At 40.6% G+C, this 3,372-nt stretch carries 6 protein-coding genes; 5 read left to right on the top strand and 1 reads right to left on the bottom strand.

The window, feature by feature from the left end; genetic code table 11:
* Window positions 1-235 (top strand): S-layer homology domain-containing protein (locus OCV66_RS15270; RefSeq protein WP_147574639.1); only part of this gene is annotated, 235 nt, incomplete at its 5' end.
* A gap of 37 nt (window positions 236-272) precedes the next feature.
* Here the strand turns inward: OCV66_RS15270 and OCV66_RS15275 are convergent.
* On the bottom strand, window positions 273-494 hold the full coding sequence (locus OCV66_RS15275; RefSeq protein ID WP_054328451.1) for a hypothetical protein: 222 nt from the start codon (window positions 492-494) through the stop codon (window positions 273-275).
* Window positions 495-591: 97 nt separating this feature from the next.
* Here OCV66_RS15275 and OCV66_RS15280 point away from each other — a divergent pair, with 97 nt between their 5' ends.
* The 4 genes from OCV66_RS15280 to OCV66_RS15295 all read left to right on the top strand — a co-directional run bounded on the left by OCV66_RS15280 (window position 592) and on the right by OCV66_RS15295 (window position 2,931).
* Window positions 592-975, top strand: a complete 384-nt coding sequence (locus OCV66_RS15280) for a hypothetical protein (protein WP_054328450.1) — start codon at window positions 592-594, stop codon at window positions 973-975.
* 351 nt (window positions 976-1,326) lie between these two features.
* Window positions 1,327-1,650: a hypothetical protein gene (locus tag OCV66_RS15285; protein WP_262564883.1), complete on the top strand. Its 324-nt coding sequence runs from the start codon at window positions 1,327-1,329 to the stop codon at window positions 1,648-1,650.
* 226 nt (window positions 1,651-1,876) lie between these two features.
* Complete coding sequence (locus OCV66_RS15290; RefSeq protein WP_147574637.1) at window positions 1,877-2,524, top strand: GNAT family N-acetyltransferase; 648 nt, start codon at window positions 1,877-1,879, stop codon at window positions 2,522-2,524.
* 38 nt (window positions 2,525-2,562) lie between these two features.
* Entirely contained in the window at window positions 2,563-2,931 is a 369-nt protein-coding gene (locus tag OCV66_RS15295) for a pyridoxamine 5'-phosphate oxidase family protein (protein WP_147574638.1), read from the top strand.
* The last annotated feature ends 441 nt before the right edge of the window (window positions 2,932-3,372 follow it).

A 3,372-nucleotide genomic window follows, 5' to 3' on the forward strand; every position in this document is an offset into this window, starting at 1 on the left:
CTATGGGGAGACACATGACGCGGTGGCATACGGCCAGATGCACGGCTGGATCAACGGTTATAAAGACGGGATGTTCAGACCGGACGCGTCCATCACCCGTGCGGAAGCGGCCAAGCTCATTAACCGTGTGACCAGCCGGCCGCTGCGTGTGCAGTCTATCCAGACCAGGTTTGCGGATGTGCCTGCCTCGCACTGGGCGTTTTGGGATATCATCAGTGCGGCAAACCAGGTCTGATGGAAAAGGGCAGCAAAAAGGGAGACCGTGGCCTCCCTTACTGCTTCAAGCATGCATCTATCACATGCTGCGCCCGCTCCAGGATCTCGCGCCGCCATTCCGCCTGCGCGGGATTTTCGTTGACATAGGCGCTGTTGTATGCGTGCTGCGCGGCCTGCTTCAGGTCGCGGCTGCGCTCCCCTGCTTCCAGCCGGCGTTCAACGGCCTCCAGCTCGGTAAGCGCGCTTGCCAGGTTACCATCGGTCCATGCCATTTTCATCACACCTCTTACCTTGTATTGTTTTGCCTATTATAACAGGGCTGTACAGGCCAGTCAACCAAAGGGACAAATTTATTGTGACAGGAGGAATTTCCCATTGAACCAAAATGAACTGCAAAAGGCGCGTCCCGCCCTCGGATGGATGGAACGCGCCTTCTTATTTTACCGTATCGCGCTGGTGCTGCTGGTCATCGCCGCGGTCCTGATCCCGCAGGCTTTTGCTGTGGAGGACATGTGGACGGCGGCGGACCGCATCATCAAGGACGTGTATTCCAAGATCGCCGCCATTTCAACCGTACTCGCCGGCCTGATGAGCGCGGTGGCGGTCATCGGCGCCAAAATGAGCGGCACACAGCAAAAGGCTGACAGCGCATGGGAGTGGCTCAAAAGAGTCTGGCTCGCCTGGGTCATCATCAACGGCATCGGCGCGTTCATCGCCTACGTCCGCCCGCTGTTCGATGGTCTGGCGACGCTGGAATAACTTTGATAAGTGACAAAATTATATTACAACATACAATATTATAGTACACTAGACAAATCTAACGAAATATTTTGTGAAAAGCAATCGACAGTGTATCGGTTGCTTTTTTTATGGAAAGGGAATTTTTATGATTTATCATAGAAACTCAGTGTACAGTAATTTTGTAAGTTTACCACACGGGCAGAAGAAGCCCCCATCTTTACCAAGCCTCAGAAACAGGCGCAGTGTATATAAATTTTGTAATAAAGCCTGCATATTTGAGGCAATCAGTGTACCTGTTTTTTGTCACTGAACAAGAGATGATAAGCGACAATTAAATTTTATACTTTACAATTGAAAAAGAAATTTTACATGGAAACCATATTGATTAGATACATCAGCAATTATCTTTCTAATGAGATTGTAGAAATTGAAGAACTTATGGAAATCAAACAGTTGATACAACGTCAAAAAATAGAACGTATGATGAAAGTACATAAGGAAATGCGAGGATTAGACCGATACAGAGAACAACCGAAAGAATACAAATATCACAACCCTTATGATGATTGGATATTCCGTCAACTTGCGGATATAGACAACAGAAAAAACATTCCTAATACTTCTCCACAAGTAGACTTTAATGAGGGAGATTATGAAGATTATCTAAAGGCGAAATGGAACAGAGGTCTTTAATTTCCTCTTGCATGGAAGATACAGCAAACAAAAAGCCCAGTAAAGAGTGCAAAGCACCACCAATGGTGGCAAGGCTCTTGACAGGGCTTTTTCTTTTCTGTAGTGGGTAATCAAGAGGAAGAAAGAAAAGGTGTGTATTTTCATGTTGATTTTTATTGTGGCGGATATATGAAACTGTTATAATATGGGTATGAAAAAATGACAAACTGAAATTGTGGAGGTTAAAATGATTGAATTAAGAGAAGAACTACCTTGTGATTATAGAGATACAGAAAATGTAATTAGAGAAGCCTTTTGGAATCATTATACACCAGCTTGTAATGACCATTATCTTATTCATATTATGCGAAATTGTCCTGCTTTTGTACCAGAATTAGATATTGTTGCGGTGGAAGATGGTAAAATAATTGGAAATTCAATGTGCTTGAAATCGTATATTTTGGGAGATGATGAAAAGCATTATGAAGTTTTAAGTCTAGGACCGATAGGCGTATTGCCAGAGTATCAACATCAAGGTATTGGTGGGAGGCTAATTGCTCATACCAAAGAAATTGCAAAAAAAATGGGTTTTAAAGGTATTCTTTTGTGTGGTGACCCTGATTATTATACTCGACAAGGCTTTATTGCGGCAGAAAAATATAAAATTCGTAATGTAGAAAATATGTATGCCGATGCACTTCATGCTTGTGAGTTGTATCAAGGTGCATTTTCAAAAATAAGTGGTCGTTATTGCGAAGATGAAATTTATAATGTTGACGAAAAGCGCGTAAAAGAATTTGATATGCAGTTTCCAAACAAAGAGATTGTTTATGGAACACCTATGCAGAAAAAGTTTGAAATGATGATTGAGAAGGTAAGACCTTATCAGGTATAGCAAATATAATCAGAAGTTGTAAAGGTGGTGTAAAGCTCATGAGTAAAATATATGAGTTTTTGAAAGAATGTGGACATTTCTATGTATTAACAATAAATGGAGATTTTCCTGCTGGTAGACCATTTGGTGCAGTGATGGAATATGATGGTAAATTATACATTTCAACGAATAACGAAAATCAAGTACACAAACAATTACGAGAAAATGGGAATGTTCAGATATTAGCAAAAAAAGAAAGAACAAGAGAATGGCTAAGGATTACAGGCAAATCAACGGAATGTGTTGATATTAACATGAAAAAGAAAATGTTAGAAGAATGTCCTGTTCTTTCTAAGCGTTTTTTGTCAGCGGAAGAAGAAAAATACTTACTTTTTCAAGTAGAAGTATTAAATACTGAATTTCATTGACTATTTGTATTTGACAATTTCATACTCGTACATACAAAGCGGTTAGTCTTAGGATTGACCGCTTTTCAACAAAAGGACACCGCTTATATATCAAGGGTGTCCTTTTAGTGTAATTTTATTATCATATCAAGGCTCGTTCAATTGTGGTAAATTCGTGGTAAAATGGTTATTTTCCTATACCTCATAATGCTTGCAAATATAGTATTTATGCGGATAATCGAAAATTAGATATAAAATTTAAGTTGCAAACTATAGATATAGTAATCTAAGGTTGTACGGTCGGATAACCCGTTTTCTGTACGGGCTTCCTATTGAGATTGATTCAACCCAGATAACAATTAAATATGGAAGAAAGACGCTTCTGTTACTGAAGCGTCTTTTCTATTAGCGGCGCCGTATCATATTTCCCATATGCGGCCTGGTTTTTTGTTTTACTTGAAG

Source organism: Agathobaculum ammoniilyticum (assembly GCF_025567315.1).
In the GTDB taxonomy this organism is placed as follows: domain Bacteria; phylum Bacillota; class Clostridia; order Oscillospirales; family Butyricicoccaceae; genus Agathobaculum; species Agathobaculum ammoniilyticum.

What these genes read in the sequence shown, in the direction of transcription:
- OCV66_RS15275 (WP_054328451.1), bottom strand. Translation starts at nt 494, where the DNA reads ATGAAAATGGCATGGACCGATGGTAACCTGGCAAGCGCGCTTACCGAG.
- OCV66_RS15295 (WP_147574638.1), top strand. Translation starts at nt 2,563, where the DNA reads ATGAGTAAAATATATGAGTTTTTGAAAGAATGTGGACATTTCTATGTA.
- OCV66_RS15290 (WP_147574637.1), top strand. Translation starts at nt 1,877, where the DNA reads ATGATTGAATTAAGAGAAGAACTACCTTGTGATTATAGAGATACAGAA.
- OCV66_RS15285 (WP_262564883.1), top strand. Translation starts at nt 1,327, where the DNA reads ATGGAAACCATATTGATTAGATACATCAGCAATTATCTTTCTAATGAG.